This window comes from Mesorhizobium sp. M7A.F.Ca.CA.002.09.1.1, assembly GCF_003998555.1.
GTDB lineage: Bacteria > Pseudomonadota > Alphaproteobacteria > Rhizobiales > Rhizobiaceae > Mesorhizobium > Mesorhizobium ciceri.
In genome coordinates, this window is sequence record NZ_RZRR01000770.1 from 1 (window position 1) to 2,732 (window position 2,732).

Sequence of the window (2,732 nt, forward strand, 5' to 3'; positions counted from 1 at the left end):
GCGCGAAATACTTGTCGCGGATGACCGCCTGCTTGGCCTGGTCCTTGACGTCGTCGAAGGCCGGCGGCTGCTTGGTGCGCTTGTCCTCGAGCTTGATGACATGCCAGCCGAACTGCGTTTGCACCGGCTGCTCGGTGTATTTGCCGACCTCGAGCGCGGAGGCCGCCTTGTCGAACTCCGGCACCATCTGGCCAGGTCCGAACCAGCCGAGGTCGCCGCCGCTGGTCTTGCCTGACGGATCGCTGGTGTGCTCGTTGGCGAGCTTCTGGAAGTCGGCGCCGCCGTCGAGCTGCTTGATGATCGCCTCGGCCTCTTCCTTCGTCTTCACGAGGATGTGACGGGCATGCAGCTCGTTGGTGGGCGGCGTGTTGGCGATTTCCTGGTCGTAACGGGCGCGGACCTCGGCGTCGGTGACCTTGTCGACGACACCCTTCTCGACCATCTCGCCATGCAGCGCGCGCTGCTGCAGGAAGGCCATGCGGCGCTGGAAGTCGGGATCCTTGTCGAGCCCTGTGGTGACCGCCTGGGCGGCCATGACGCGGATCTCGATGGCAGCCGAAAGGGCGGCGGCACGGCGCTGCTCGGGCGGCAATTGTGCGAACTGCTGCGACAATTCCCCTTCGGCAAGCACCAGATCTGCTTCGGTCAGGGGCTGACCGTTGACCGTGGCGATAACCTTATTGGGATCGACCGGTGCCGCGGCTGGCGCTGCTGCATCCGCTGGAGCGGGAGCGGTTTGCTGCGCCATCACAGGCGAGAGCGAAAGGGCCGACAGGCCGACGGCCAAGCCAAGGCTGGCGAGCGACGCGCGGCGAAACAACAGGGACATAGGGGGACTCCGGTGGGGATTGTTAAGAGGGGTGCTTCCAGATCGGCCAGATTGTGGCGGAATTTGGCGCAGCCAGCAGGGCCAGCGCGGCGTTGACATCAGTTGAGCCCCCTCTTATCTGTCCAACGACTTTGCGTCCAGAACCGTTTTCCGGGCGCTTTTTGTGTTTGTCCACGTTCACGTGGAATTGATGGGGCCGCCCGGCGCTCATCTCAAGATTGAGAATTCTATCGAAAGGACCATTGGATGGTCAGTCTCGGCGGTCTCGCCCGTAAGGTTTTCGGTTCCTCCAACGACCGTCGGGTCAAATCGACCCGGCCCCGTGTCGAGGCGATCAACGCCATGGAAAACGAGATGCGGGCGCTTTCCGATGAGGAATTGGTCGGCCGCACCGCGAAATTCCGCCAGGACATCGCCAACGGCGCCACGCTCGACGATCTGTTGGTGCCGGCCTTCGCCACCGCCCGCGAGGCCGCGCGCCGCGTGCTCGGCATGCGCCCCTTCGATGTCCAGCTGATCGGCGGCATGGTGCTGCACAATGGCGGCATTGCCGAGATGCGCACTGGCGAGGGCAAGACCCTGGTCGCGACGCTGCCGGTCTACCTCAACGCGCTTGCCGGCAAGGGCGTCCACGTCGTCACCGTCAACGACTATCTGGCCACCCGCGACTCCGAATGGATGGGCCGCGTCTACAAATTCCTCGGCCTCTCGGTCGGCGTCATCGTCCACGGCCTGTCCGACGAGGAGCGCAGCGCCGCCTACGCCGCCGATGTCACCTACGCCACCAACAACGAGCTCGGCTTCGACTATCTGCGCGACAACATGAAATACGAGCGCGCCCAGATGGTGCAGCGCGGTCACAATTACGCGATCGTCGACGAAGTCGATTCCATCCTGGTCGACGAGGCACGCACGCCGTTGATCATTTCCGGTCCGCTCGAGGACCGTTCGGAAATGTACAACACCATCGACACCTTCATCATCCAGCTGCAGCCGCAGGATTATGAGATCGACGAGAAGCAGAAGACCTCGATCTTCACCGAGGAAGGCACCGAGAAGCTCGAGAACCTTTTGCGCGACGCCGGCCTGCTCAAGGGCGAGTCGCTCTACGACGTCGAGAACGTCGCCATCGTCCACCACGTCAATAACGCGCTGAAGGCGCACCGGCTGTTCCAGAAGGACAAGGACTATATCGTCCGCAACGGCGAGATCGTCATCATCGACGAGTTCACCGGCCGCATGATGCCGGGCCGCCGCTATTCGGAAGGCCTGCACCAGGCGCTCGAAGCCAAGGAGCATGTGGCGATCCAGCCGGAGAACCAGACGCTCGCCTCCGTCACCTTCCAGAACTATTTCCGCCTCTACAAGAAGCTGTCCGGCATGACCGGCACGGCGCTGACCGAGGCAGAGGAATTCGGCAACATCTACGGCCTCGAAGTCACCGAGATCCCGACCAATCTGCCGGTGATCCGCATCGACGAGGACGACGAGGTCTACCGGACGGTCGAGGAGAAATACAAGGCGATCGTCAGGGAGATCCGCGAAGCCAGCGCCAAGGGCCAGCCGACGCTGGTCGGCACCACCTCCATCGAAAAGTCCGAGCAGCTGGCCGAGCGCCTGCGCAAGGAAGGTTTTACCGATTTCGAAGTGCTGAACGCTCGCCATCACGAGCGCGAGGCGGCGATCGTCGCCCAGGCCGGCAAGCCCGGCGCCATCACCATCGCCACCAACATGGCCGGCCGCGGCACCGACATCAAGCTCGGCGGCAATGCCGAGATGCGGATCGAGGAAGAGCTGGGCGACATGCCGGCCGGCCCCGAACGCGAGGCGCGGGAAAAGGAAATCATTGCCGACATTGAGCGGCTGAAGGAAAAGGCATTGGCCGCCGGCGGCCTCTATGTGC

General features: G+C 63.4%; 2 protein-coding genes. One reads left to right on the forward strand and one right to left on the reverse strand.

Translation table 11 applies throughout. The features are described 5' to 3' along the window. The coding region (locus EN994_RS25955) for a peptidylprolyl isomerase (RefSeq protein WP_127307917.1) at positions 1–829 on the reverse strand (829 nt) is incomplete at its 3' end. Between the two features lie 246 nt (positions 830–1,075). Between EN994_RS25955 and secA the strand changes: the two genes are divergently transcribed. Beyond that, positions 1,076–2,732 (forward strand): preprotein translocase subunit SecA (gene secA, locus EN994_RS25960; RefSeq protein ID WP_127307918.1); only part of this gene is annotated, 1,657 nt, incomplete at its 3' end.